This is a genomic window from Sphingomonas sp. TX0543 (assembly GCF_048565505.1).
Classification (GTDB): domain Bacteria; phylum Pseudomonadota; class Alphaproteobacteria; order Sphingomonadales; family Sphingomonadaceae; genus Sphingomonas.
In genome coordinates this window covers 1,725,947-1,751,935 of sequence record NZ_JBLZUS010000002.1, presented here as the reverse complement: position 1 = coordinate 1,751,935, position 25,989 = coordinate 1,725,947, and the positions used below count along the sequence as shown (strand labels likewise).

The window sequence follows — 25,989 nt, the reverse complement described above, 5'->3', positions numbered from 1 at the left end:
TGCCGGGGAAGCGGCGATAGCGCCGACCCCGCCTCAGCTCGTCACAAAACAGCGCTCACCCGCTACCTTGAGCCGGCCGCAGATATCGGAAGCGGCATCCGCACTGCCGGCGTTGACGCGCAGCCGGTATACCTTCCGCCCGTTCACATCCGCAGCCTGCACCGACTTGCCAAGCGTCGCGAGATAGCCGAACCGCTTGGCGAGCGCGCTCCAGGCCGCATTCGCCACGGCCTCACTCGGGAAAGCGCCCAGCTGGACAAGCGCCCCGCCCGAACCCTCGCCCGGCACTGCGGCCCGCGGCGCCGAGACCGGCTCGGCCGCTTTCAGTTTCGGCGCGGAACGTGGAATCTCGCTGGCGATCTTGCGCGCGCCGCCAGTCGATTCCGGTACGGGCCTGGCCTCGGTCCGGTGCCCATCGATCGGCGTTTCGGGCACAGCCTTCAGATCGATCGCCGCGGACGAATTCGCGCCGGCGCTGGTGGCAATCGCCGAATCGCCCTCGCCGCTCACCTTCAGGCCACCCGGCTCCTCCGGCTTGATTTTGTAATCGCCGACCGGGGCCTTGATGAGAGCGCCATTGCCATCAACGGATGCTGCGCGATGCTGCACCTTGTACACGCCGAAGATCAGCGCCGCGAGCAGCACAAGACCCAGGGCGACGTACCCGATGGTCCGCACAGCTCCCGGGCCACCGTCATCCTCAAGCTCTGCCGACTCCAACCATGGCAGTCGATCGAGATTGCTGTGATCGACCTTCTCAATGCCCGTCATGGCCTACATCTCCGCGACTGCCTCCACCCCCATGATGGACAACCCGTTCCGGATAATTTGCGCACACCCGTCCGCCAAGAGCAGTCGTGCAGCGCTCGATTCCGCATCTTCCGGGACGAGAAAGCGGCGATCGGGCCGATCATTACCAACATTCCACAATGAATGGAAAGCGGCCGCCAAATCATAGAGATAGAAGGCAACACGGTGCGGTTCCCGCGCCGTTGCCGCCGTTTCCACAACGCGCGGAAACTGGGCCGCCAGCTTCACGAGGGCCAGCTCTTCCGTATCAAGACGGGACAGATCGGGGCTGGACGCGTCGATCCCCGCTTCCGCCGCCCGGCGATGCAGCGAAGCGATCCGGGCATGGGCGTACTGGACATAAAAGACCGGATTGTCCTTCGATGCTTCCACCACCTTGGCGAAATCGAAGTCCATCTGCGCGTCGGAACGCCGCGTGAGCATGGTAAACCGCACGACGTCGCGCCCGACCTCGCGCACGACATCCGCCAGCGTTACGAAATTTCCGGCGCGCTTGGACATCTTCACCGGCTCGCCGCCACGCAACAGGCGCACCATTTGAACGAGCTTCACGTCGAAGCGCGTCTTGCCCTCGGTAAGCGCAGCGACGGCGGCGGTGATCCGCTTGACTGTGCCAGCATGATCCGCGCCCCAGATGTCAATCAGTTCGTCCGCCGATTGCGCCTTCTGGAAATGATAGGCGAGATCGGCACCGAAATAAGTCCATTGGCCATTCGACTTCTTGATGGGGCGATCCTGATCGTCGCCGAATTTCGAGGAGCGGAACAGCGGCAGTTCCACCGGCTCCCAATCCTCCGGCGTCTCGCCCTTCGGCGCTTCCAGCACCCCGTCGTAAACAAGATCGCGTTCCCGCAGCCATTGCTCGGCCGCCTCCGGCTTGCCAGCCGCCTGCAACGCCGCCTCGGAGGCGAAAACCGCGTGATGAATGCCGAGCAGCGCGAGATCCGCCTTGATGAGCGCCATCATCGCATCGACCGCACGGGTGCGGAACAACGCCAGCCAGTCGCTTTCCGGCGCGTTTACAAAACGATCGCCGAATTCGTCGGCCAATTTGCGCCCGACCGGAATGAGATAATCGCCCGGATACAGCCCCTCGGGGATCGCGCCGATCTCCTCGCCCAGCGCCTCGCGATAACGCAGGTGCGCGGACCGGGCGAGCACGTCGACCTGGCCGCCGGCGTCGTTGACATAATATTCGCGCGTCACCTCGTGACCGGCGAACTCCAGCAGCGCGGCCAGCGCGTCGCCCACCACGGCGCCACGGCAATGCCCCATGTGCATCGGCCCGGTAGGGTTGGCGGAAACATACTCGACGTTGACGCGCGTGCCGTGCCCGCGCTGCGAGCGGCCGTAATCGCCACCCGCATCGCGGATCGCGGAAAGCTCCGCGCGCCACGTGTCGTCGGTAAGCCGCATATTGATGAAGCCGGGGCCGGCGATTTCGACCGCCGCCACTTCATCCAGCCGGCGCAATTCGCCCGCGATCCGCTCGGCCAGCGCGCGCGGATTTGCCGTGGCGGCCTTGGCCAATACCATCGCCGCATTGGTCGCGAGATCGCCGTGGCCGGGATCGCGGGGCGGCTCGACGGTCACGTTGCGGCGATCGAGATCGGCCGGCAACGCGCCGGCAGCAACCAAAGCGTCGAGCGCCGCATCAATATGAGCGGCAAAGCGGGAATAAAGTGTCATGGTATCCGTTCAGGTGCCGGGTTTGCCCGCGCGATAGCCCAACGCGGCGCCGGCTTCAAATTTGAGGGGTCATCAGGCGGTGAGCGCGTCGACGAGCGCCTGCACCTTCCTCTGCCGCCATTGGGGCAACGGCGCGACGAGCCAATAACCAAGCCGCGACAATCTGGCCTCGCCCACGCGTACCACGCGCCCGGCGGCGAGATCCCGCGCCGCGAGCAATTCCGGCACGGTCGCACGGCCCAGCCCCTCGGCGGCGGCATCGATCGCCAGCCCGGCATCAGCGACGCGAACCGGGGAGGAGGCATCCTCCGCGCCGCAGCCCGCCCAGCCGATACGCACATCACTGGCCGCGCCGCCGGGACGCTCGACCGTAATCATCCCTTCGCTTTCGAGCGCTTCTCCCTCATGCGCGCCGGGGCCTTCCCCCCAACGCACCGCGAGATCGAGATTGGCTTCGGTGAAATCGATCACATCATCGGCGGCGACGAGGATAAAGCGCATCTCGCCATCGCTCCGTGCGATTTCAGCAAGGCGCGGCATCAGCCACTTCTGCGTCACGTCGCGTGGCGCGGCAATCGTGAGCGATTTGGACGATTGGCCCGCCTGCATCGCGCGCACCGATTCCTCGAAATGGAGGAAGCCGTCGCGCAGCGCCACCAGCCCTGCCTCGCCCTCCGGGGTGAGTTCGAGGCCCTTGGTGGTGCGGCGGAAGAGGACGACGCCGAGCGTATCCTCCAGCGCACGTATCTGCTGGCCTACCGCCGCCGGCGTGACCGCGAGTTCATCCGCCGCACGGGTGAAAGACAGATGGCGCGCCGCCGCATCGAGCACGCGCAGCCCGTTCAACGGCAGATGCGTCCGCTTCATGCGCCCACCGCCGGCGCCAGCAGCGCAAATTTCGGGATCGCGACATCGAACATCACGCCATCCTCCCCGATCATACGGTAACTGCCCTGCATCGCCCCAGACGAGGTGGCCAGCGGGCAGCCGGAGACATAATTATAACTGGCGCCGGGAGCGATCACCGGTTTCTCCCCGACCACACCCTCCCCCTCAACCGAGTGGCGCGCGCCGCGCGCATCGGTGATGACCCAGTGGCGCGACAGAAGCTGCACGTTTCGCCCGCCGGCATTTTCGATGCGGATGTGATACGCCCAGAACCAGCGCCCCCGCGACGGCTCCGACTGTTCGGGCAGATAGCTGACGGCGACACGCACTGTCACCCCATCGGTCGTCTCGTCATGGGGAAATAGCGCTTTCACAGGCCGGCCGCTCTCAGCGCCTGATCGAGATCCTCGATCAGATCGTCCACATCCTCCAGCCCGACATTCACGCGGAGCATCCCTTCCGTCACGCCCATCTCCACCCGGCGATCCTCAGCGAGGCCGCTGTGCGTGGTCGAGGCCGGATGGGTCATCAGCGAGCGCGAATCGCCGATGTTGTTCGAGATGTCGATCAGTTGCAGCGCATCCAGCAGGGCATGCGCCTGCTTGCGGCCGCCATCGACCTCGAACGCGAATATCGGGCCGGTCGCGTCCATCTGCGACATGGCGAGATCATGCTGCGGGTGACTGTTCAGCCCCGGATGCAGGACACGCGGCACACGCCCTTCCATGAAACGTCCAACCTTCACCGCGCTTTCGGACTGGCGATGAATACGCAGATCGAGCGTCTCAAGCCCCTTCAATACCACCCAGGCGTTGAACGGGGAGAGCGTCGGCCCCGTGTTGCGGGTGAAGGACAGCAGCGTATTCTCGACGAAATCCTTCGTCCCGCATACCGCACCCGCCAGGACGCGGCCCTGCCCATCCATCATCTTGGTAGCGGAGTAGGCGGTGATGTCCGCGCCGAACTCCATCGGCCGCTGGAGCGCCGGAGTGGCGAAAGCGTTGTCGACCACCGAGGTGATCCCCCTTTCGCGCGCAATCCCGCACACCGCGCGCAGATCCACGATATCCATTGTCGGATTGGCGGGCGTCTCGAAGAAGAACAGCTTGGTCTCCGGGCGCACCGCATCGACGAACGCCTGCGGATCACGCGCATCCACCACCGTGGTCGCGATGCCGAATTTCGGCAGGAGCGAATCGACAAGCCAGCGGCACGAGCCGAACGCAGCCCGACCGGCCACGACATGATCGCCGGTCTGAAGCTGGCAGAGCAGAACGGCCGTCATCGCGGCCATGCCCGTCGCCATCGTGCGGCACGCCTCTGCCCCTTCCAGCAGCGCGATGCGCTCTTCGAGCATCTGCACGGTGGGATTCTGCAAGCGGGAATAGGTCATCCCCTCCTGCTCGCCGGCGAAACGCGCGGCGGCATCCCCGGCGCAGTCATAAGCGTAGCCGGAGGTGAGGAACAAGGCTTCGGATGTCTCGCCGAATTCCGAACGCATCGTGCCGCCACGGATCGCGCGAGTAGCGGGGCGCCAGTTGGCGGTGATCGAGCGGTCTTGTCCGGAGCGGCGTTTCATGGCCAGCCCTTTGCCCGACAACCATTGGCCACCGCAAGGTCCACGGGCTTGCCGATGCGATACACGGCGTTAGACCGGCGCCGATGAGCGAAAACCGCAGTGCAAGCCCTTCGTGGTTTCCCCGAAGCCCCGTGCCGGTCGCCATCCTGCTCGGCGCCGTCGCGGAGGCGCTGTTCCTCGTGCGTGTCGCGGTGCCGCACAAGATGGTGTTCGACGAAATCTATTATGTGCCGGCGGCTCGGACGTTCCTCGAACAGTCGCGCTTGCTCAATTTGGAGCATCCGCCGCTCGCAAAGGAACTGATCGCGCTCGGCATCCACATGCTGGGCGATACGCCGGTCGGGTGGCGTTTCATGTCCACATTTGCCGGCACGGCGACGGTGGTGGCGGTCTTCGCGATCGTCCAGTTGATGACGGGACGGCTGCGTGCCAGCCTGTTCGCAGGCGTGCTGGCGCTGCTGAACTTCACCATCTTCGTGCAGGCCAGAGTCGCCACGCTGGACGGCTTCATGGCGGCATTTCTGACCGCCGCGATCGCCATGATCGCTTGGGCGATGCGGCGCGGCGGCTGGGGAAAGTGGATGGCGGGAAGCGCGCTGCTGGGTGCGGCGACCGCATGCAAATGGGCCGCTGCGCCCTATGTCGCGTTCGCCGGCATCGCTTTCCTGGTGCTGAAGCGGGGGGATGCGCGGCGCTGGCCGGGGCTCCATGCGCTGCCCGCGCTCGCGACGCTCGGCGCGATTTCGGTCGTCATTTATTTCGCGACCTTCCTGCCGCTCTTCCACTTCGCCGTGGAGCCGCTGTCGTGGCGAGGTCTGCTACCGCTTCAGAAATACATGTTTGCGCAGCAGGTTCAGGTGTTGCCTTCGCACATATACCAGTCGAGCTGGTGGACGTGGCCGCTGTTGATCCGCCCGATCTGGTATCTTTACGAACCGGTAGATGGCGCGCAGCGTGGCATCCTGATGATCGGCAATCCGGTGGTGATGTGGGGCGGCCTGGTCGCGGTGGCGGCATGCCTGTGGGGCTGGATGAAAAAGCGTGACACCCGGCTGCTCGCCGCTTTCGCGTTGTGGGTGGCTAGCGTCGGGATCTTCGCGATCATTCCCAAATCGCTGGGCTTCTATTATTATTATTACCCTTCGAGCATCTTCATCGTCATCGCCATCGCCGCCGCCTTCGATCACTGGCGATCGCAGCGCGCGCGGTGGGACCGGCGTTTTGCAATGGCGGCGCTCGCGATGGCGGTCTATTTCTTTCCCGTGCTATCGGCGACGGCGCTCAGCGGCCCGGCGGCCTTCCATTACTGGACATGGCTGCCGTCCTGGATCTGACCCCGGTTACAGCGCCGCCACGACCGCATCGCCCATTTCGCGCGTGGAGCAGGCGCCCCCGATATCCCCGGTGCGCTTGCCAGCCGCCAGCGCTTTCGCCACCGCCGCCTCGACGCGATCGGCCGCATCCGCCAGTTTGAGCGAGTGCCTCAGCATCATCGCGGCGGAAAGGATCGCCGCGCAGGGGTTCGCCTTCCCCTGCCCCGCGATATCCGGCGCGGAGCCATGAATCGGCTCGTACAGCCCCTTGCCGGCTGCATCGAGGGAGGCCGACGGCAGCAGCCCGATCGACCCCACGCACATCGATGCCTGATCGGACAGGATATCACCAAAGAGGTTGCCGGTGACGATCACGTCGAACTGTCCGGGATTGCGCACAAGCTGCATCGCCGCGTTATCGACATACATGTGCGTCAGCTCGACATCCGCGTAATCCGCCGCCGTCTCGATCACCACATCGCGCCAGAGCTGCGACGTTTCGAGCACATTGGCCTTGTCCACCGAGCACAATCTGTTGCGCCGCCGGCGCGCCGCTTCAAATCCCGCGATCGCGATACGGCGCACCTCTGCCTCGTCGTAACTCATCACGTCATATCCCTGGCGCAGGCCGGCCGACGTGGTGCGCATGCCCTTCTCGCCGAAATATACATCGCCGTTCAGTTCGCGAACGATCAGCAGATCGATCGCCCGCGCCACTTCCGGGCGGAGCGCGGACGCATCCTCCAGCCCGGCGAACAGCTTGGCGGGGCGCAGATTGGCGAACAGGGCGAGCTCCTTGCGCAGCCCGAGGATCGCCTGTTCAGGGCGCAGATGACGTTCCAGCCCGTCGCAGCCGGGATCGCCGACCGCGCCGAACAGGATCGCGTCCGCGCGCCGCGCCACCGCCAGCGTTTCGGACGGCAACGGATGGCCGGTCGCATGATAGGCGGCACCGCCCACCAGCGCCTCTTCAAACGAAAGCCCGAGCCCGAGTGCCTCGATCACCCGCCTCGCCTCGATGGTCACTTCGGGGCCGATGCCGTCGCCGGCGAGGATCGCGATCACTGCCATGAATGTCCCTTTCGTTCGCGCGTGCTCTTAGGCGCTGCGTGCGATCAGGCAACCACCCTTTTCAGCCGATCGAGCAGGCGCCCGCGTGCGACGAGGAGCTCGGCGCGGCGATCGACGAGAATGTCGCGCGCCAGAAAATGGCCGGTCAGGTCAAGTGCCGCGAGCACATCGCTCCACCCTGCCTCGCCGCCCTCGCGGAGAAATGGCGGCAGCGCGAACAGCCGCGATTCGTAGCCGGTCGCCGCCGCACGACTCACCGCCGCGCCGCTTTTCGGGCTGACGAAGGCGAGATCACCCGCCTCCCCCGTCACCGCGCACCGATAGAGATCCAGGCCGAAGCCGAGCTCGGCGAGGAGCAATAGCTCATACCGTGCAACGCTCCCCGCCCAACCGCGCGCGGCCGGGGCCGCCTCGATCGCGTCCAATACCCCGGCAAGCGCATCGTGAAGACGGGGAAAGGGTTGCGCCTCAGGCAGCGTCACCGCAGTTAACGCACTCAGCCACTCGATCGCGGCGGCGGGCAGCGGCGCGGCGAACAATCCGGCGCGGCTGTGCAGCAGTTCCACGGTCAGCGCGGCAAGCTGGTCATCGCTGCGCGCGCGCCATTCGCCACGGATCAGGTTCGCCGGCTGGAGCACCGGCCCGATCCGCCGCGAGCGCCCGCCGCGCACATAGCCGGGCTGAACCCCATCCGACGCGGTGAGCGCACGTACGACCGCACCATGTTCGCCATGAGCACGAACGGCGAGAACGATGGCATCGGCAACCAGGTGCATCAGCGATATGTAAGACGGCGCGGCGCACCGCGCCATCGCTCAGGCGCGTCGGAGGCGGCGCGCGATCCTGGCGAGTGCCGGCGTCCGCGCGGCGCGCGCGGCGAGCCGCATCGTGGTGTCGAACCCGCTAACCGCTGCGACCACCGCGCGATTGGCGAGCGTGGGTCGCAGCAGCAGCAGATCGCGGCAGCGGATGCCGCCGCTCGCGAACGCGCGCTTGTGCTGCCCCTCGCCCTCGGTGAAGTCGAACCGGCGGAAGCGATCGCCGAACAGATCCGCCAGCGCGACCGCCATCAGCACGCTGCCGGGAGAAAGTGCGCCGTGCACCGGATCGTGCCCAACATGATCGTAGCGCAACGTATTCCCATCCGCGCCGCACCAGAGATACGCGATCGGTACGTCACGCAGGAACAGCAGCCACGCGCGGACCCCGTCTTCGGCCGCCAGCGCCTGCCCGTGCGCCGGATCGGCGGGCAGCCCGGAACCGAGCAACCGTTCCTGATAAGTCGTTTCGGACACGGCTCGCGCCAGTGGATGACATTCGGCCAGCTCGGCAGGCGTACGGTAGCGGCGCACGTCCAGCGTTCCGCCGTTCGCGGCCGCGAGCTTCTTTTCCTTGCGCTTCATCGTCGCGCGGGCGTTGCCGGACAGTCCCGCCAGCCACGCCGCCTCGCCCGCCCGGAGATCGACAAAATAGCGGATGTAGCGCTGGCGGACGAACGCGATGCCCGGCCACGAAGGTGACAGCGCATCCGGCAGTGAGGTGAGCAGATAACCATGCTCGGCGCTATCAAGCGGCGGAAGTTCGGGCAGCTCCGCCCCGAGCGCCTGATCGAGCGACAGCGCCACCCGGCGCAAGCGTCGCGGCACTTCGGCAATGGTGCGGGCACCGATCTGGAGCCGGAGCGCACTGGCGCTCACACCGCGCGCTCCTCGATGATGTTCGACCACGCCTGCTCCACCTGTCGCAGGCGACGACGGCTGTAATGCGGGGGAAGCGGCTGATCCGGCCGGCCGAGCGGCATGTCAGGACGATCACGGAAATGCACCGTCGGCGCCTCCAAACGGCGCGCATCCAGCAGTTCGCACAATTGCGCGAACCGGCGCGCATGGATCATGTTTGGCCGCGTGCCATTGCGCACCGCGAGTTCGAAACTATGGCCGACGATGGTTGTGGCGACATGCCCGGCCGCCACCGCATGATCGAGCGCGGCGGTCTGCTCGCGGATCGACAGCGCACACACCTGAAACGGGCGGCGCTGATCCGGCTGATCCTCGATCACCGTGACGGGCACCTCGACAATACCGAGCCGGGCGACCGGCGCGATCTGGATCGGCGGAAGATCGATCGCACTTGGCCACGGATGCTCGGCACCATTGTGGCTGCTGTCATAAGCGAACCCGAGGGACGCCAGCGCCGCCAGTGTATTGTCATTCGCGGCGTAGCTGCCGCCACGAAAGGCGATCGGCATCGGCGCGCCGGCCTCGACCAGCAGCGCCATCGCGCGGACAATCAGGGCGCGCTGCTCCTCGCGGGAAAAGCCACTCAACTCGAAGCCGCCGTGCCGCTCACGATCGTCGAGCGAGGCGCCGCGCCAGTTAGGGTGAAGATGAAGCTGCACTTCCTGCCCGGCGGCGAGGATCGTCTTCACCACCGTGCGGATTGGCTCGATGCCATAGACCAGCGCCGGCATCGGATCGACAAAGAATGTCGCCTTCAGCCGGTGCCGCGCCAGCACATCGAGCTGGTGCGTGATGCCTACATCGGCGGGTTCGAGCGAGCGCATCACGACGCCGGCAGCCGATAGCCCGGCGGCGTGATGCCGCCAGCTCAACTCGGTGTCGATCGTCAGGAAAACGTGCATCTGCGCGGGATATATGTTCCGGGGATGAACAAACCGCAAAGGTGCACACCGGCCCAATGGCGTGGCCAGCGGCGGCGCTATTTCGCATGATAGAAATCATATACCTGCCTCGCCACGGCAGCTGACACACCAGGCGCCTTCTGAAGATCCTCAAGGCTCGCGTTGCGCACGGCCCGCCCGGTGCCGAAATGCATCAGCAGCGCCTTCTTCCGCGCCGGGCCGATGCCCGGCACCTCATCCAACGGGCTCGCGCCCATTGCCTTTGCGCGTTTTTCGCGATGTGCGCCGATCGCGAAACGGTGCACCTCGTCGCGGAGACGCTGGAGATAGAATAGCACCGGCGCATTCACCGGCAGGGTGAATTCCCGGCCGTCCATAAGATGGAAAACCTCGCGCCCCTCCCGCCCGTGATGCGGCCCCTTGGCGATGCCGACCATGCAGATATCCTCGATTCCGAGTTCCTCCAGCACCGCCTTCGCCGCATTGAGTTGCCCGCGCCCGCCATCGAGCAGCACGAGATCCGGCCAGGTTTCGCCGTCCCGATCGGGATCTTCCTCCAGCGCGCGGGCGAAGCGGCGTGTCAGCACCTCGCGCATCATCGCGAAATCGTCGCCGGGGACGGTATTCTTGTCGCGGATGTTGAACTTGCGATACTGCCCCTTGCGGAAGCCTTCCGGGCCCGCGACCACCATCGCGCCCAGCGCGTTCGTGCCCTGGATATGACTGTTATCGTAGATCTCGATGCGCTGCGGCGGCTCGGCCAGCCCGAACAGCTCGGCGACCTCGCGGTTGAGCTTCGCCTGCGTCGTGCTCTCCGCGAGCCGGCGTTCGAGCGCCTCCTCCGCATTTCGCTTCGCCTGGTCCATGAGCCGTCGCCGGGTGCCGCGCTGCGGCACCTCGATCACCACCTTGCGGCCGGCGACGTCGGTCAGCGCCTCCGCCAGGAGTGCCGCTTCCGGCACCGCCCGGTCGACCAGAACATTGCGCGCCGGGGGCACCTCCTCATAGAATTGCATCAGGAACTGCTGGAGAACCTCGTCTTCGGGCACGTCGGCAGTATGCGTGGGGAAGAAACTGCGGTGGCCCCAGTTCTGCCCGCCACGAATGAAGAACGCCTGGATGCCGATCACCCCCTCATGACTGGCTAACGCGAATATATCCGCGTCGCCCACCCCCTCGGCGTTGATGAACTGGCTGCCCTGAATGAAGGTAAGCGCCTTCAGCCGATCGCGCAGTACAGCGGCCTGCTCGAAGTCCATCGCCTCCGCTGCGGCCGTCATCTGCGCGCCGAGCTTGGCCTGAACGTCGGTTGTCTTGCCGGAGAGAAACTTCTTCGCATCCGCCATCAGCTCGGCGTAACCTGCTGGATCGATCCGCCCCACGCACGGCGCCGAGCAGCGCTTGATCTGATAGAGGAGGCATGGACGGTCGCGCGTCTTGAAGAAGCCGTCGGTGCAGCTTCGCAGAAGGAACAACTTCTGGAGCGCGTTGAGCGTGTTGTTGACGCTGCCGGCGCTGGCGAACGGGCCGTAATAATCCCCCTTCGCGCGCCGCGCACCGCGATGCTTCTGGATGCGCGGAAACTCATGATCGGCACGCAAAAGGATGAACGGGAATGATTTATCGTCGCGCAACAGCACGTTATAGGCCGGGCGATACCGCTTGATGAGCTGCGCCTCGAGCAGCAGCGCCTCAGCCTCGTTATTCGTGGTCACGATCGTCATCGACCGGGTGAGCGCGACCATCCGCTGCAACCGGCGCGGCAGCCGCTCGACCTGCGTATAGTTGGACACGCGGTTCTTCAGCGCACGGGCCTTGCCCACGTAGAGCACGTCGCCGCGCGCATCATGCATCCGATAGACGCCGGATTTCTGCGGCAGCGTCTGCACCACATTGCGTATCGCCGCGACGCCGCCCTCCAGATCGGGCGCATCCGCGCCGCGAACGGCGTAGGTCGCCTTTTCCTCATTGAAGCGATCGGGGGGGCCATAAGAAGACATCGCACCGAATCTAGGGGCGCTTGCCGTCGCCAGCAATGTGATAGAGCGGGCTCAGGACAGGAGAGGATAATCCCGATGCGATTCGCCACTGCCACCGCTTGCGCCGCGCTGCTGCTCGCCGCGCCCGCTTTCGCCCAGCACGAGACGCACAACATGGGCGATCACGCGGTGCACGCCGCGCTCGCCGATCCCGCGCGGCCCGCCAAGGATGTGGAGCGCGATGCCGCTCGCCATCCCGCCGAACTGCTCGCCTTCACGGGCATAAAGCCCGGCGACAAGGTGGCCGATTTCATCATGGGCGGCGGCTACTGGACCCGCATCCTGGCGAAGACGGTTGGCGATAAGGGCAAGGTCTATGCCTATCAGCCCACTGAATTCATCGCCTACAAAGCGGCTTACGGCACCGATCAGGATGCCGCGGTCAAGCCTTATGCCAATGCTGTGGCGGTGCGCGAGTCGCTGGCGAGCTTTACACTTCCGAGGGATCTGGACGCCATCATCACCGTCGAGAACTGGCACGATCTGCATCTTGCCAAATCGCCGGCCGGCGCCGGCGCGACGATCGCGAAGAAACTCTTCGACGCGTTGAAGCCAGGCGGGGTGCTGCTCGTGGTGGATCACGTGGGCAGCGCGGGCAAGACGCCGTTCTCCGCTGCCGAAGCGCTGCATCGCGGCGATGCCGAGGCAACGAAGAAGGAAATCACCGGCGTCGGTTTCCGGCTCGCCGCCAGCAGTTCGCTCTATGCCAATCCGGCCGATCCGCACACCGCGACGGTGTTCGATCCCGCGATCCGCGGCAAGACCGATCAGTTCATCTACAAGTTCGTAAAGCCATAACGCCACATGATCCTAAGCCCCTTTGACGAAGAGAACTTCCCTGAGATCCGCGAAGGCGTCCGCAAGCTCTGCGCCGATTTTCCCGGCGAATACTGGCGCGGGCTGGACGAGAAGCGCGAATATCCGACCGCCTTCGTCCGCGCGCTGACGGAGGCGGGCTATCTCTCGGTGCTGATCCCGGAGGAATATGGCGGCTCCGGATTGGGACTGTCGGCAGCGGCGGCGATCCTGGAGACGATTCAGGCCGCCGGCTGCAACGGGGGCGCGTGCCATGCGCAGATGTACACGATGGGCACGATTTTGCGCCATGGATCGGAGGAGCAGAAACGCGCCTATCTCCCCAGGATCGCCACCGGCGAGCTGCGCCTGCAGGCGTTCGGGGTGACGGAGCCGACCAGCGGAACCGACACCACCGCGCTGCGCACCACGGCGGTGCGCGACGGCGATGAGTATATCGTCAACGGCCAGAAGATCTGGACGAGCCGCGCCGAGCATTCCGATCTGATGCTGCTTCTGGCGCGCACCACGCCGCGCGATCAGGTGGCCAAGAAAACTGACGGCCTCTCCACCTTCATCGTCGACATGCGCGAGGTGGTCGGCAAATCGCTCACCATCCGCCCGATCCGCACGATGATGAACCACGCCACGACCGAAGTGTTCTTCGACAATATGCGCATTCCGGCCGCCAATCTGCTCGGCGAGGAGGGCAAGGGATTTCGCTATATCCTCTCGGGCATGAACGCGGAGCGCGTGCTGATCGCGGCGGAATGCGTCGGCGATGCGAAATGGTTCACGACGAGATCGGTCGATTATGCCGGCGAACGGCATGTGTTCGGCCGCGCGATCGGCAAGAACCAGGGCATCTCCTTCCCGATCGCGCGCGCCTATGCCAACATGCGCGCGGCCGAGCTGATGGTGCATGAGGCCGCGCGACTGTACGAGGCGGGCAAGCCCAACGGCGCGGAGGCGAACATGGCGAAGATGCTCGCCGCCGATGCCTCGGTCGAGGCGGGGAACGTCTGCATCCAGACGCACGGCGGCTTCGGCTTCGCCGAGGAATATGACGTGGAGCGCAAATTCCGCGAAACGCGTCTCTATCAGGTCGCGCCGATCTCGACGAACCTCATCCTGTCGTTCCTGGCGGAACACGTCCTGGGCCTTCCACGTAGTTATTGAGGATGGGCCGGATGCCGGGCGTATCGCGCTGCACGCGTGATCGGCGCCCTTCCGCGAAATCGATTGGCACCCGTTGTCTATTAGGATAGTGCGCGCCCCGGAAGCCCGGCGAAAGCCTGGTTTCCGAGATCGCGCCGGTGCCTTGAAAGAGGCTGAAAAAGCGGAACGCGGTGCGGGTGGCCTGCCATCCAAATCCGTGGCTGTCCTTGCAACTGTGAGCGGATAGCGCGACGCACATGTCCGGCCGATGCCGGACAGCCACTGGGCTGGTTTCGAGCCTGGGAAGGCGTGCATCGCGCGGTGACCCGCAAGCCAGGAGACCTTCCGGCGCTGTCGCTCATGCTGTGGTCCAAGGTTTGGCCAGAGCACGGATGTTACTCCGTTCGAGCGACGAACCGTGCGGCTGGGGCCGCAACGGCGCGCGCAGGTCGGACAGAGCGTCCGTTCGCCCTGCGTTCGTCGGCGTTCGCGCATGCGAGAACGGCCCCGCCGCGTCGCCAATTCGACGCGGGGGTATCCTATGAAGATCATTCTTGTTTCCATGCTCGCGCTCGCCATCGCGGGTCAGGCCAACGCCCAGAGCGGACAGACGCCACCAGCCGACGATAATGCGGCAGGCTCCACCACCGATACGATAACGCGCGATGGCGATGTCGTAGTGACGGCAACGCGCTCCGGCGATGCCATTCCGCTCGATCTTGTCGGCTCGTCCGTCACGGTCATCACCGATGCAGATCTGCAGGCCCGGCAAACCCGGATCCTGTCAGATGCACTGCGCGACGTGCCCGGGGTCGCGGTTAACCGCAACGGCGCCGTGGGCGGCCTCACGCAGGTCCGCATTCGGGGCGCGGAAAGCAATCACACGCTCGTCTTCATCGACGGGATCAAGGCGGACGATCCATATAGCGGCGAATATGATTTCGGCACGCTGCTGAACGACGAGGCCGCCCGCATCGAGGTGCTGCGCGGCCAGCAGAGTTCGCTCTACGGATCGGACGCGATCGGCGGCGTCATCAGCTACACTACTCTTTCCGGGCGCGAGAGGCCGGGTTACGTCGCGCGCATTGAGGGGGGATCGATGGGGACGATTTCCGCGGGCGGTCGCGCTGCGGGAATCGTCGGTGACACCGTCGATTATGCGCTATCCTCGTCCTATTATCGAACCGACGGCTATCCTGTCGCGCCCGGAGGCAACCGCGATCTCGGCTCCGACAGCCTTGGCGCAACCGGCAAGGTGAACTGGACCCCGGCACCGAATTTCAAATTGACGGCGGTGGGCCGTTATAGCCTCACCAGAGCCGATCTGGATGATCAGGCGATTGCGCCCACCTCCCCGATCGTGCAGGGATATCCGGTCATTACCGCGGTTGACACGCCGGGGAACCGATATCGCAACAAAGGCTGGTACGGATTGGTCGGCGCGAGCTGGTCGCTGTTTGACGACGCATGGAGCAATTCACTCTCCGGCGCGCTGAGCGACACCACGCGAGACAGCTACGGACTTTCCGGTCGTGCCTTTGGCGATGTCGGCCGGCGGTATCGCGCCTCGTTCAACAGCACGGTGCGCTTCGGCAATGAGCGGGTGAAGAACCGCTTCACGCTGGCGGCCGACTGGGAGCGGCAGGAATTCCGCAATACGACGCCGGGCGGCTTTTCCGATAACAGCAAGCACACGCTGGATACGACCGGCTATGTAGCGCAATATGATGTCACGATCGATGAGCGGCTCGCGCTGGGCGCATCGGCCCGCATCGATCATTACAGCCTGTTCCAGGATGCCGCGACCTATCGTGCCACCGCCAGCTATCTTCTGCCCACCGGAACACGCCTTCACGGCGCGTACGGAACCGGCATCAAGGCGCCGACTGCGGCGGAACTGTTCGGCTATTCCGACGGCATCTATATCGGCAATGCCAATCTCCGGCCTGAAAAATCCGAAGGCTGGGAGGCGGGCGTCGAGCAGAGCTTTATCGGTTCGGCGGCTAAAATCGGAGCCACATACTTCCGCAACCGCTTCATCGATCAAATCGACACCACTTATGTTTTCGTCCAGGCGACGGGCGCCTATCTGCAGCAAAGCTACAACAATAACGTCAGGACGACGCAGGAGGGGGTCGAGGTTTACGCCACGGCCAGGGTCCGCGACTTCCGCTTAGATGCGGCTTACACATATCTGAACGCGCCCCAGACGATCAATGCGCTTGCCGGGCCGGCGCCCGCCAACGGCGGCTTCCAATCGCCCGTGCCGATTACCACGCAGGCGGTTCGGCGGCCGAAGAACACCGCCTCGGTCAACGTCAGCTATGCCCCGGAAGCCCTGCCACTGACGGCGACGCTCACGGTGCGTTATAATGGCAGTCAGCGCGACTATGCGTTCAACGCGAATTACAGCCGGCTGCTGGTATCGATGAAGGCGTTCACGCTGGTCAACTTCAACGCTGCTTATGATCTGAACAGCCACATCCAGGTGTTCGGGCGGGTCGAGAACCTGCTCGACACGAAATACCAGGAGGTGTTCACGTTCAACGCCTCGCGCCGTGCGGCATACGGCGGCGTGAAGGTGCGTTTCTGATCCCCCAGTGGCCGACCATTTTTGCGATTGCATGGTCGGCCACGTTTTCTGGATGTCGCGTTATGCATGTCATCATGCCTGCCGCGCTCGCCCCGCGTGACTTTCGTTGTCGTTCACCTCATCGAGCGAGCTGGTCGGCAGCCCGTACCTGCCTGGCAAGCAAGGCGACGGCGCGCGGGTATGCCGGTCCGCCGCACACGATCAACGCCTCGGGGATGTGCAGCCGTCGCCCGGCGGGGATCGCAGCGTTGAGCAACGGATGATGCAACGCAGCCGAACCGCGGTCGGCAGCAACGCCGGTGCCGCTATCCATGATGACGAACGCCGGCTTGGCGAGCACCAATTCCTCAAGCGACAATCTCGACAGGGCCGGACGCCCGAGCCTGCCGGCAAGATTGACCAGGCCGACGCGTCGCATCATGTCATCCACGAGAGTGCCGGTTCCGGTAAGATAACCCTGTCGCTGGTAATAAGCCGCCACACGACCGCGCCCGGGCGGCGGCCCGATCGCGGCAAGATCGCGACGCATCTGTGCGATCAGCCTCGCGCCTCGCTGTGGATGGCCCACGGCGTCGGCGATGATACGGATCGCCGCCTCGATCTCACCGACCTGCTCGGTCTGTGGGAACTCCACCATCCTGATGCCACGCCCCTTCGCTGGAGACAGAATGGCCTTGATGCGAAATGGCGCGCCGATGACGAGATCGGGATGCAACGCCATCACCTCTTCCGCGCTGTGGCGCGTGAACGGCAGCGACCGGGCTTGCGCGGCGACCGCCGAAAGCTCCGGATCGCGCGCCCATTCCGTGAGACCGGCGATCTGCCCCGGATCGGCAAGTGCGACCAGCAGCTGGTCAGCACACATGTTGAGCGAAACGATGCGCTGGGGCACTGGCGCCGGGGCGCCGGCACCAATCGAGACAAGGCCTCCGACAGCGATCAGGACATGGGCAATGCGCACTAGGCTTCCTTCGGCAACGCCGCTACGGCTCGCTCATGCGCCCGGGACACGAACGTGACGGGCATGACCGATCTTACGAGGCCGCACGTGCCCGACCAGACGCCTGCGCGCAATCCGGCGTGGCTGATCCCCATGCTGATCGCAGCGACGATCGTCTCAGGAATTCTCTCGCTGCTGTTCGGCCCGGCGCACCTTTCCGCAACGGCTTTGTGGGCAGGCCTGACCGGGCACGGCGATCCGGTCGTCCGCGCGATCCTGTTGCAACTCCGCATGCCGCGCGCGCTGCTCGGGCTGCTGATCGGCGCGATGCTGGGGGCAAGTGGTGGCGCCATGCAGGGCTATCTCCGCAATCCCCTGGCGGATCCCGGTGTGCTCGGCGTGTCGAGTGTCGCAGCGCTGGGCGCGGTGATCGTGATCTACTGGCGGCTTGCGGACGCGCACCCGCTCGTGCTGCCAATGATCGCGATCGCGGGCGCGCTGATCGCGCTCCTCCCGCTGGCCTGGTTGTCTCGACGCGGGGAAAGCACGCTCAGTCTTGTTCTGGCCGGGGTCGCGGTGGGTACGCTGGGCAGCGCCGGGATCAGCCTGGCGCTGAACCTTGCCCCCAATCCGTTTGCCGCCATGGAGATCACGACCTGGCTGCTTGGCAGCCTTGAAGATCGGTCCTACGCAGATGTGTGGATCGCCTTGCCATGCGTCATCTTGGGCCTCGCGTTGCTGTTGTGGGACGGCCGCGCGCTCGACGCTCTGTCTCTGGGTGAGGATGCCGCGCAAACGCTCGGCGTCGATCTGGCGCGGACGCGCCTACGTCTGATGCTGGGGATCGCTATCGGCATCGGCGGGGCGGTGGCGGTGGCGGGCAGCATCGGTTTCGTCGGGCTGATCGTTCCGCACCTGATCCGTCCGCTTACAGATCGCAGCCCGTCGGCGATATTGATCCCGTCTGCGCTGGCGGGAGCAGTCCTTCTGACTGTTGCCGATCTCGGCACCCGCACCATCCCGTCCGCGACACCACTCAAGCTCGGCGTACTGACGGCCTTTCTCGGCGTGCCCGTTTTCGTTCATCATCTGCTGCGGGAGCGCAGGCTGTGGTGATGCTGACGGCGGAGGGGCTGTCTGTAAGACTTGGCGGCGTTTCGGTCATCGAGGGGATCACCCTGTCGATGACGGGGGGCGAAATGATCGGTGTCCTCGGCCCCAACGGCGCAGGCAAATCCACGTTCGCCCGGTCGCTGGTGGGTCTCGTTCCCCGCGCCGCCGGCCGCGTGACGCTCGATGCGCAGGATATCGAGGGCATCCCCGCCGCGGCCCTCGCCCGCCGAATAGCTTACGTTCCGCAAGCTTATGCCGTCCACTGGCCGATCACGGTGGCGCGTCTGGTCGGGCTGGGACGGCTGCCCCATCTTGGCCCTTTCTCGAGGATCACCGCAATCGACCGGGCCGCGATCGAGCAGGCGATGCGAGACACCGGCACGACCCATCTGGCAAACCGCACGGCGACCGAGCTTTCCGGCGGAGAACTGGCCCGCGTGATGCTGGCCCGGGCGTTATCGACGGAAGCGAAGGCGCTGATCGCGGACGAGCCGCTGACCTCGCTGGATCCCAGCCATCAGCTCGAGATCATGGCGCTTCTGCGCGCGCATGCCGAAAGCGGCGCGCTTGTGATCGTCGTCCTCCACGATCTGAGCGTTGCGGCGCGCTTCTGCGACCGGCTGCTGATGATCGATCACGGGCGGCTGATCGGCGACGGGCGACCCGCCGATGTCCTGACCGATGCGATGCTGGCCAAGGTTTACGGCATTACAGCATGGCGGGGAACGGCGGGTGGGAAGCCCCTGCTCGTGCCGCTTGACCAAGTGAAGGACGCGCCAGCCGATCCTGCATAACGGTAAACGATACGCGCCTCATCTGACGCGCATGAGAACGAAAACGCTGGAAAAATTGCCCGTCCCCGGCACCACGCCGTGCGCGAGTGGCGTGACACGTTGGCGCGCGTCATCGCGAGGCATGACAAGCCATGCATCGATACACAACGGCTGACCTGCCGGGGCGCAAATAATGCCTGCGACCCGGTCGCGGTGCATCGACCATTGGGCAGGAGGCAGCCGCAGAGCGGCCGCCTCTTGCCACAGCACTCACGCCGCGCGGAACATTTCCGGCGGCAACGCCATCACCGCGTCCGCGCCGCCCTCGATCTGGCGGCGAAGCGAGCCAGCCTCAGGCAGCATGCGCTCCGCGAAGAATCGCGCGGTAACCAGCTTGGCGTCGAGGAACGCCGCGTCGCCCTCCCCGGCCGTCTTCAGCTCGCTCGCCGCGGTCGCCATGCGCAGCCACATCAACCCGACCGCGACAAGCCCGGTGAGGTGCATATAGGGCACCGCCCCCGCGCCGATGTTGTTCGGGTTGGCGAGGTTGCCCATGAACCACATCGTCGCCGCCTGAAGTTCGCCCAGCGCCTTTTCCAGCCGGGTTGCGAATTCGGCGGTAGCGGCATCCCCCTTCGCCGCCGCACACTCGCCCGCGACCAGCGCGAAGAAGGCCTGCACCGCGCGCCCCCCGTTCGACGCCAGCTTGCGACCGACGAGATCCATCGCCTGGACGCCGTTGGTGCCTTCGTAGATCATCGCAATCCGCGCATCGCGGACATATTGCTCCATCCCCCATTCCTGGATGTAGCCGTGCCCGCCATAGACCTGCTGCGCGTTGGTGGCGATTTCATAACCCTTGTCGGTGCCGACACCCTTGATGACGGGGGTGAGCAGCCCGATCAGATCGGCGGCGGACTGGCGCTCCTCCTCCGTGCCCGCGGCATGTTCCAGATCGACCTGGAGGCCGCCCCACAGACAAAGCGCACGCAGCCCCTCGGTCCAGGCCTTGGCATGCATGAGCATCCGGCGAACATCGGGGTGGACGAAAAGCGGATCAGCCTTCTCGCTCGGCTCGGCCGCACCGGTCAGCGCGCGACCCTGTCGGCGGTCGGCAGCGTATTGCACCGCGTTCTGATAAGCGGTTTCGGCCACCGCCAGGCCCTGCAGCCCCACGCCCAGCCGCGCGGCGTTCATCATGATGAACATCGCGGCCAGGCCCTTCATCTCCTCGCCGACCAGCCAGCCTTTCGCGCCGTCATAATTCATCACGCACGTGGCGTTGGCGTGGATGCCCATCTTGTGCTCGATCGATCCGCACGACACCGCGTTGCGGTCGCCGAGGGAGCCGTCCGCGTTGACCAGAACCTTGGGAACCACGAACAGCGAGATGCCCTTCGAACTGTCCGGGGCGCCCGGCGTCTTGGCCAGGACGAGGTGGATGATGTTGTCGGTCAGGTCATGCTCGCCTGCGGAGATGAAAATCTTCGTGCCGGTGATGCTGTACGACCCGTCTGCCTGTGGCTCGGCCTTCGTCTTGATGAGGCCGAGATCGGTGCCGCACTGCGGCTCCGTCAGGTTCATCGTCCCGCCCCACTCGCCGGCGATCATCTTCGGCAGATAGGTCCGCTGTTGCTCGGGCGAGCCTTTCACCAGCAACGCCGCGATCGCACCGTGCGCCAGCCCGGGATACATCGCGAAAGCCATGTTCGAGGAGATCATATACTCCTGGAACGTGGTGGAAACGACGTGCGGCATATTCTGCCCGCCAAACTCCCCCGGCGCGGCGAGCGTGCCCCAGCCGGATTCCACGAACTTGGCATAGGCTTCCTTGAAACCCTTCGGCGTCGTCACCGACCCGTCCGGATGGCGGGTGCAGCCTTCCAGATCGCCGGACTGGTTGATCGGGAAAAGCACCTCGGCGACAAAGCGGCCGCCTTCTTCCAGCACTGCATCGACCATATCAGGGGTCGCAGCCTCGAAACCGGGCAGATTGGTGTAGCCGTTAAGCTTCACGACATGATCGAGCACGAAGCGCGTGTCGCGCACCGGGGGCACATATTGTGGCATTGTTCAGGCTTCCTTGGTTTCGCCCGATTCGAGCAGGCTAACGAATTCGCCCAGTTCCTCGATCGCTGCGTCGATATCTTTTTTCTGCGCGTCCAGCGCTGCCATTCGCGCACGGCAACGCTCGATGGTGACGGCGCGCTGCGTGTGACGGCCGTCGCCGATATCATAGAGGTCGATCATCTCGCGGATTTCGCCCAGGCTGAAGCCCACGCGCTTGCCGCGCAATATCCACGCCAGCCGGGCACGATCGCGATGCGAATAGATGCGCGCTGTGCCGCGCCGTTCCGGCGAAATCAGCCCTTCGTCCTCGTAAAAACGGAGTGCCCGCGCGGTAACGTCGAATTCACTCGCAAGATCGGCGATGGTAAAGCTGGTGCGATCGGGCAGTGACGGAATCGTGGCATAGGCGGCAACGCTCGACATTGAGCGAAACTACAATCGCCTTACGTTAACGTCAACTGGGCAAATCACGAACACAATGGTCTCCCATCCAGTCCGCGCAGCGCAGCGGCCTCGGATTCAGCCCCGCTCAGCCGTTCCGCCACCAGCGCCGTGAGCGACGCGCGCCCGGTGCACATCCGGTCGCAGCCATCGGGCAGTATCGGCGGGAAGACGAGCTTTCCGCCATCGGATCGGGCCTCGAACCGGCAGCCTTGGCCAAGCGACACCTTGAGCCTTCCCGCACCCTTCGCGATACCCCGGGCGGTACAACCATGGCCTTCGCCATAATCCACGCTGGCCCCGATCCGATAACCGGCGCCAGCGCGCACAATGCACGCGCGATCCGTCTCGGAGCCATAAGCGCCAACCGGATCGATCCGCTGCGGGTCGGCCACTATCCCAGCCGCAGCCGCCGCCTGTTCGAGGCGAGCGCCCGCGCTGTTGCGATCGCTTGTAACTTCATCCCTCGCGCGGCCACACCCCAGCATCGCAAAGGCCGAAAGCAGCACCATCGCAGACCGTCTCAATCGATCCGCTCCAGTGCACCGCCCGCGACACGACGATAGAAGCAACTCGTCGCGCCCGTATGACAGGCTGGCCCGGCCGGATCGGCGATCAGCCATAGCGCGTCCTGATCGCAATCGACCCGCATTTCGACAACGCGAAGCACGTTTCCGGACGTCTCGCCCTTTTTCCACAGCCGGCCGCGGCTGCGCGACCAGAAGGTCGCTTCCCCACTGGCCAGCGTCGCTGCCAGCGCTTCGGCATTCATATGGCCGACCATCAACACGTCGCCGCTGACACGATCGGTGACAAGCGCCGTGACCAGCCCGTTGCCATCATATTTCGGATCAAAGGCAAGGCCCGATTCGCGTGGGTCTGTCATGCACCCCGTCTAGCGCCGTGCGTAGCGCATGCACAGGCTTGGCCCGGAACCTCATCCGATGGGGGTGTCCTTACCGGTCCAAGCTCGCCCAAACGACACGGGGCGACCAGCAAGGCCGCCCCGCATTCATATCCAGCCCGGCCGTGGCGCTCAGTGCGGCCGGCCAAGTCCCGCGATCGTCCGATCGACGAGCGCCTTGTCGGTATCCGCGCCATGGCGCTGGGCGATCAGCGCTGCGGCTGCCTTTGCCGCCGCATCGGCGGTCTTGGCGCGCACCTCGGCGATCGCCGCGCGCTCTGCCGCGGCGATCTTGTCCTCGGCCATCTTCGCGCGGCGTTGCACCAGTTCGGCGGCATCGGCCCGGGCCTGGCTGACGAGAGCCTCGGCCTCGTGCTCGGCCTGCGTCGCCATCTCCGCCGCGCTCTTCTCCGCATCGGTGATCTTGCGGGCATATTCGTCGCGCAACGCCTCGGCCTCGGCGCGCAGTTTCTTTGCTTCCGCAAGCTGTTTGCGGATCTCGGCGATCTGCCGATCGAGCATCGCCACCACGACGCGCGCGCCGCCCTTCCAAAGAACGATGGCGATGAACACTGCCATCGCGATCGAAACCCACACGGTGCTGTTCAGCACGCCGAACAGCGCCGGATCAGCAGCATGCTCGGCGCCTTCGGCTGCGGCGGCGGATAGAAGAACCAGATCAGCCATTCGCCATCACCGTCTTCACGGCCCCCTTCGCCTCGTCCACCGTAACACTTGCGCCCGACACTCGGGTGACGATTTCCTGCGCGGCCTCGGCCGCGACGGCCTCGATCTCCCCGAGCGCGCGCGCCGTGGCTGCGCGGATGTCGGCCTCGCCGGACGCGATTCTCGTCGCCTGCTCGGCATTGGCGGCATGGAGCGTCGCCTCGGTCGCCTTTGCGGCCCGGCCACGCGCCTCGGCGACGAGCGCCTGCGCTTTCTCACGGTTCGCATGGTCGCGCTGGCGCCATGCTTCTTCCGCTTTGTCGGCCTCGTCACGCGCACGGGACGCGGCGGCGAGATCGTCAGCGACCGACCGGTCGCGCGAGTCGATCGTCTTCTGCACCTTCGGCAGCATTCCGCGACCGACGACGAAGAAGATGATGCCGAACGTCAGCAACAGCCAGAAGATCTGTGATGCGTATGTAGCGGCGAGCTGGGATATCTGTGGCATGTTCTTCCTGCCTCGGCGGGCCGGCGCGTGTGAGACAACGCGCCGGGCCGCCCAAGGAAAAGCCGGTTCGTTACGCGACGAAGATCAGAATCATCGCGACGACGAACGACAGCAGGCCCAGAAGCTCGGCGGCGGCGAAGCCGATGAACAGACGGCCTTGCTGGCCGTCGGCAGCGCCCGGATTGCGCAGCGCGCCCTCAAGGAATGAGCCGAAGACGTTGCCGACGCCGATGGCGGCCATGCCGGCGCCGATTGCGGCGAGACCAGCACCGATGAGCTTGGCGGCTGCGGGATCCATAGTTTTAACTCCAGTTTTGAAATGGTTGATAACTATACGAAAACTCAGTGCAGGTTGACCGCGTCATTGATGTAGAGCGAGGTCAGCAGCGCAAAAACATAGGCCTGGATTCCGGCCACCAGCAGCTCCAGCGCGGATATGCCGATCATCAGCACGAACGACGGGATGCCGACGAACAGGCCGGGCGCCAGCCCCGCCGTGCCGGAATTGATGATGAAGCCCGCCAGCACCTTCAGGAGGACGTGGCCTGCCGTCATCGCCACGAAAAGTCGCAGCCCGAGGCTGAACGGACGCACCATGAACGAGACGAACTCGATCAGTGGGATCAGCGGCAGCAGCCAGATCGGTGTGCCGTGCGGCACGAACAGGCTGAAGAAATGGAGACCATGCCGCCAGAAGCCCACGATCAGCACGATCGAGAAGCTCATGATCGCCAGCACGCCGGTGATCGTGAAATGACTGGTGAACGTGAACGGATGGATGCCGAACAGGCCAAGCGGCAACAGGCCGAGCACGTTCGCGAACAGGATGAACATGAACAGCGAGAAAACGTACGGCACGTAACGCTTCCCCTCCGGCCCGACGTTGGCCGACAGCATGTTATCGATGAAGCGCACGAAGCCCTCCACCATCACCTGACCGCGGCCCGGGATCATTGCGCCGCGCGTACCCATCGACATGAACGCGATCAGCGCCACCACCGCGACGCACATCCACGCCGCAGAATTGGTAAAGGCCACATTGTAGCCCGCGATCGACCAGTCCTGGGTTCCGAACAACGGCTCCACCAGAAACTGGTGCATCGGATCGATCTTGCCGCCGGCTGCCACTACGCTCAATCCTTGAACAAAGCGCCCGAAGTCACTTCGGGCGCTGTGAAATCCAAATGATGTTCCTGAAGGCAACGATCGTCCCGAGGGCGAGCATCACCAGCAGGGCCCAAGGGGAAGTGCCGGCGAACCGATCGATCACCCAACCGATCAAGGCGCCGCCCGCCATACCCCCAACAAGCTCGGCGAGCACACGATTGCCGAGACGGTAGCCCGCATCGTTCGTCGCCGTCGCCTTGCCCGCCCCTGTCCGAAGCGCCTCGTCGTTCCGCGCTGCTCGAAGCCGCTCGTCGAGCGACCTTAGGCGTGCATCTTCGCCGAGGTTTTCCGGTGCGGAATCGTTTTCGGCCATTTGCGCTCTCCCGTGCGACGGGCAGGCGCTGTCAGGCCAAAAGGCGAGCCCGCCAAGGCCGGGTCCGGTTAGCCGGGGGGTCCGGGGGTGTCAACACTTCGTCACGCCCCCGGCAATGTGAACCATCGACCACTTGTGCATTCAGATGCAGCGAGAATCGCGTTGGGGTGCGCCGGATCCGCGCGTCTCCCAGGCGCCGCCGGGTGTCCTGTACTTTTCCCCGGCGGAGGTTTGCAGGATCAGATTGCAGCCCGAGGTAAACGCCATCTGCTCAACGGTGGCGCCGGAAGCCTGCGCCTTTTGCGTGTATGCCGCCTTGCGCTGGATGTTGATGGAGTTGACCAGCGCCCGCAAATCCGGCGTCCCGGCCCCCACGACGCCCAGATAGCCATCCGGCTGTTCGCCCACCTTCCCGGCGGCGCGAGCAGCAGCATAGGCGGGGTCGCGCTGCGCGAACGCGGTCGCTGAAAACCCGGTCAGCGCAAGTGCGCCGGCAACCATCAGCAAAGCCATTTTGG

Annotated in this window: 27 protein-coding genes and 1 riboswitch; of the genes, 6 read left to right on the top strand and 21 right to left on the bottom strand. The window is 65.1% G+C overall.

The window, feature by feature from the left end:
- Positions 1 to 33: 33 nt before the first annotated feature.
- From ACM61V_RS09050 to ACM61V_RS09030, 5 genes are all read right to left on the bottom strand, one after another.
- A complete protein-coding gene (locus ACM61V_RS09050) occupies positions 34 to 771 on the bottom strand; it encodes an SPOR domain-containing protein (RefSeq protein WP_137785797.1) in 738 nt (245 codons plus the stop codon).
- A 3-nt stretch (positions 772 to 774) separates the two neighbouring features.
- The gene (gene argS / locus ACM61V_RS09045) at positions 775 to 2,499 is read right to left on the bottom strand and encodes an arginine--tRNA ligase (protein WP_137785798.1); all 1,725 of its coding nucleotides are present in this window, start codon (positions 2,497 to 2,499) and stop codon (positions 775 to 777) included.
- Between the two features lie 72 nt (positions 2,500 to 2,571).
- The gene (locus ACM61V_RS09040; protein WP_137785799.1) at positions 2,572 to 3,366 is read right to left on the bottom strand and encodes a LysR family transcriptional regulator; all 795 of its coding nucleotides are present in this window, start codon (positions 3,364 to 3,366) and stop codon (positions 2,572 to 2,574) included.
- Positions 3,363 to 3,761, bottom strand: a complete 399-nt coding sequence (apaG, locus tag ACM61V_RS09035) for a Co2+/Mg2+ efflux protein ApaG (RefSeq protein WP_137785800.1) — start codon at positions 3,759 to 3,761, stop codon at positions 3,363 to 3,365. Before apaG ends, ACM61V_RS09040 begins: the two co-directional genes overlap by 4 nt.
- Complete coding sequence (locus ACM61V_RS09030) at positions 3,758 to 4,966, bottom strand: trans-sulfuration enzyme family protein (protein WP_137785801.1); 1,209 nt, start codon at positions 4,964 to 4,966, stop codon at positions 3,758 to 3,760. Before ACM61V_RS09030 ends, apaG begins: the two co-directional genes overlap by 4 nt.
- A 131-nt stretch (positions 4,967 to 5,097) precedes the next feature.
- Here ACM61V_RS09030 and ACM61V_RS09025 point away from each other — a divergent pair, with 131 nt between their 5' ends.
- Positions 5,098 to 6,300 (top strand): phospholipid carrier-dependent glycosyltransferase, encoded by a 1,203-nt coding sequence (locus ACM61V_RS09025; RefSeq protein WP_249341435.1) that lies wholly within the window; start codon positions 5,098 to 5,100, stop codon positions 6,298 to 6,300.
- 6 nt (positions 6,301 to 6,306) lie between these two features.
- Here ACM61V_RS09025 and leuB read toward each other — a convergent pair whose 3' ends face one another.
- The 5 genes from leuB to uvrC form a co-directional block, all read right to left on the bottom strand.
- Positions 6,307 to 7,350 (bottom strand): 3-isopropylmalate dehydrogenase, encoded by a 1,044-nt coding sequence (leuB, locus tag ACM61V_RS09020; RefSeq protein WP_137785803.1) that lies wholly within the window; start codon positions 7,348 to 7,350, stop codon positions 6,307 to 6,309.
- A 44-nt stretch (positions 7,351 to 7,394) separates the two neighbouring features.
- Complete coding sequence (recO, locus tag ACM61V_RS09015) at positions 7,395 to 8,126, bottom strand: DNA repair protein RecO (RefSeq protein ID WP_137785804.1); 732 nt, start codon at positions 8,124 to 8,126, stop codon at positions 7,395 to 7,397.
- Between the two features lie 39 nt (positions 8,127 to 8,165).
- On the bottom strand, positions 8,166 to 9,047 hold the full coding sequence (locus ACM61V_RS09010) for a GNAT family N-acetyltransferase (RefSeq protein ID WP_249341436.1): 882 nt from the start codon (positions 9,045 to 9,047) through the stop codon (positions 8,166 to 8,168).
- On the bottom strand, positions 9,044 to 9,991 hold the full coding sequence (locus ACM61V_RS09005) for a polysaccharide deacetylase family protein (protein ID WP_137785806.1): 948 nt from the start codon (positions 9,989 to 9,991) through the stop codon (positions 9,044 to 9,046). Before ACM61V_RS09005 ends, ACM61V_RS09010 begins: the two co-directional genes overlap by 4 nt.
- Positions 9,992 to 10,068: 77 nt before the next feature.
- Positions 10,069 to 11,991 (bottom strand): excinuclease ABC subunit UvrC, encoded by a 1,923-nt coding sequence (uvrC, locus tag ACM61V_RS09000; protein WP_419713953.1) that lies wholly within the window; start codon positions 11,989 to 11,991, stop codon positions 10,069 to 10,071.
- Positions 11,992 to 12,066: 75 nt separating this feature from the next.
- Between uvrC and ACM61V_RS08995 the strand changes: the two genes are divergently transcribed.
- From ACM61V_RS08995 to ACM61V_RS08985, 3 genes are all read left to right on the top strand, one after another.
- Positions 12,067 to 12,828: a class I SAM-dependent methyltransferase gene (locus tag ACM61V_RS08995; protein WP_137785808.1), complete on the top strand. Its 762-nt coding sequence runs from the start codon at positions 12,067 to 12,069 to the stop codon at positions 12,826 to 12,828.
- A 6-nt stretch (positions 12,829 to 12,834) separates the two neighbouring features.
- Positions 12,835 to 14,004 (top strand): acyl-CoA dehydrogenase family protein, encoded by a 1,170-nt coding sequence (locus ACM61V_RS08990; RefSeq protein ID WP_137785809.1) that lies wholly within the window; start codon positions 12,835 to 12,837, stop codon positions 14,002 to 14,004.
- 118 nt (positions 14,005 to 14,122) lie between these two features.
- Positions 14,123 to 14,348, top strand: a riboswitch (cobalamin riboswitch).
- A 176-nt stretch (positions 14,349 to 14,524) separates the two neighbouring features.
- Positions 14,525 to 16,576, top strand: a complete 2,052-nt coding sequence (locus tag ACM61V_RS08985; protein ID WP_137785810.1) for a TonB-dependent receptor plug domain-containing protein — start codon at positions 14,525 to 14,527, stop codon at positions 16,574 to 16,576.
- Positions 16,577 to 16,694: 118 nt separating this feature from the next.
- Here the strand turns inward: ACM61V_RS08985 and ACM61V_RS08980 are convergent, their stop codons facing one another.
- A complete protein-coding gene (locus tag ACM61V_RS08980; protein ID WP_137785811.1) occupies positions 16,695 to 17,537 on the bottom strand; it encodes an ABC transporter substrate-binding protein in 843 nt (280 codons plus the stop codon).
- Positions 17,538 to 17,600: 63 nt separating this feature from the next.
- On the opposite strand from ACM61V_RS08980, the gene ACM61V_RS08975 reads away from it, so the two are divergent.
- Positions 17,601 to 18,632 carry a FecCD family ABC transporter permease gene (locus ACM61V_RS08975; RefSeq protein ID WP_137785812.1) on the top strand — a complete coding sequence of 344 codons (1,032 nt, stop codon included), beginning with the start codon at positions 17,601 to 17,603 and terminating at the stop codon, positions 18,630 to 18,632.
- The gene (locus ACM61V_RS08970) at positions 18,626 to 19,423 is read left to right on the top strand and encodes an ABC transporter ATP-binding protein (RefSeq protein WP_137785813.1); all 798 of its coding nucleotides are present in this window, start codon (positions 18,626 to 18,628) and stop codon (positions 19,421 to 19,423) included. Before ACM61V_RS08975 ends, ACM61V_RS08970 begins: the two co-directional genes overlap by 7 nt.
- 249 nt (positions 19,424 to 19,672) lie before the next feature.
- Here the strand turns inward: ACM61V_RS08970 and ACM61V_RS08965 are convergent, their stop codons facing one another.
- The 10 genes from ACM61V_RS08965 to ACM61V_RS08920 form a co-directional block, all read right to left on the bottom strand.
- Positions 19,673 to 21,472, bottom strand: coding sequence for an acyl-CoA dehydrogenase C-terminal domain-containing protein (locus tag ACM61V_RS08965; protein ID WP_419713952.1), 1,800 nt, complete (start codon positions 21,470 to 21,472; stop codon positions 19,673 to 19,675).
- A gap of 3 nt (positions 21,473 to 21,475) precedes the next feature.
- Entirely contained in the window at positions 21,476 to 21,895 is a 420-nt protein-coding gene (locus tag ACM61V_RS08960) for a MerR family transcriptional regulator (protein WP_137785815.1), read from the bottom strand.
- 44 nt (positions 21,896 to 21,939) lie between these two features.
- Complete coding sequence (locus ACM61V_RS08955; RefSeq protein ID WP_249341437.1) at positions 21,940 to 22,440, bottom strand: hypothetical protein; 501 nt, start codon at positions 22,438 to 22,440, stop codon at positions 21,940 to 21,942.
- The gene (gene hisI, locus ACM61V_RS08950; protein WP_137785816.1) at positions 22,437 to 22,799 is read right to left on the bottom strand and encodes a phosphoribosyl-AMP cyclohydrolase; all 363 of its coding nucleotides are present in this window, start codon (positions 22,797 to 22,799) and stop codon (positions 22,437 to 22,439) included. The genes ACM61V_RS08955 and hisI overlap by 4 nt, the downstream gene beginning before the upstream one ends.
- Positions 22,800 to 22,949: 150 nt before the next feature.
- Positions 22,950 to 23,504 (bottom strand): F0F1 ATP synthase subunit B, encoded by a 555-nt coding sequence (locus tag ACM61V_RS08945; protein WP_137785817.1) that lies wholly within the window; start codon positions 23,502 to 23,504, stop codon positions 22,950 to 22,952.
- Positions 23,497 to 23,991 (bottom strand): ATPase, encoded by a 495-nt coding sequence (locus ACM61V_RS08940; protein ID WP_137785818.1) that lies wholly within the window; start codon positions 23,989 to 23,991, stop codon positions 23,497 to 23,499. The genes ACM61V_RS08945 and ACM61V_RS08940 overlap by 8 nt, the downstream gene beginning before the upstream one ends.
- Before the next feature lie 70 nt (positions 23,992 to 24,061).
- Complete coding sequence (locus tag ACM61V_RS08935; protein WP_137785819.1) at positions 24,062 to 24,289, bottom strand: F0F1 ATP synthase subunit C; 228 nt, start codon at positions 24,287 to 24,289, stop codon at positions 24,062 to 24,064.
- Between the two features lie 44 nt (positions 24,290 to 24,333).
- Positions 24,334 to 25,092: a F0F1 ATP synthase subunit A gene (locus tag ACM61V_RS08930; protein ID WP_171007505.1), complete on the bottom strand. Its 759-nt coding sequence runs from the start codon at positions 25,090 to 25,092 to the stop codon at positions 24,334 to 24,336.
- Positions 25,093 to 25,150: 58 nt separating this feature from the next.
- The gene (locus tag ACM61V_RS08925) at positions 25,151 to 25,471 is read right to left on the bottom strand and encodes an AtpZ/AtpI family protein (RefSeq protein ID WP_137785821.1); all 321 of its coding nucleotides are present in this window, start codon (positions 25,469 to 25,471) and stop codon (positions 25,151 to 25,153) included.
- Between the two features lie 141 nt (positions 25,472 to 25,612).
- A complete protein-coding gene (locus ACM61V_RS08920) occupies positions 25,613 to 25,972 on the bottom strand; it encodes a YdbL family protein (protein ID WP_249341438.1) in 360 nt (119 codons plus the stop codon).
- Between the last annotated feature and the right edge of the window lie 17 nt (positions 25,973 to 25,989).